Annotated in this window: 1 pseudogene; it reads left to right on the top strand. The window is 62.6% G+C overall.

The features are described from left to right. Positions 1-297 (top strand): annotated as a pseudogene (locus tag CBX98_RS25995) (hypothetical protein); the annotation flags it as partial.

The raw sequence follows: 297 nt of genomic DNA, 5'->3' as shown, positions 1-297 counted from the left end.
ACAACCAGAAAGCGCATATCGAAGTGGGCGACCAGATTCCTATCACGCAGACCTTCGTCAATACCGGTGCCAACACGGACAACACGATCGGCCAGGTGGAATACAAGGACACCGGCGTGATCCTCAACGTGCGCCCGCGCGTGAATCCAGGTGGCCTGGTCTACCTCAACGTGAGCCAGGTGGTCAGCAGCCCCGGCATCAAGGACACCACCACCGGCAACTTCCCGATCCAGCAGCGCGAGGTGGCCACCCAGGTGGCCGTCCAAAGCGGGCAGACCGTGCTGCTCGGCGGCCTGA

This window comes from Vibrio sp. T9 (assembly GCF_003123985.1).
GTDB classification, from domain to species: domain Bacteria; phylum Pseudomonadota; class Gammaproteobacteria; order Enterobacterales; family Vibrionaceae; genus Vibrio; species Vibrio diabolicus.
The sequence above is the reverse complement of the archived record's forward strand: the minus strand, read 5'-3'. Positions and strand labels throughout refer to the sequence as shown.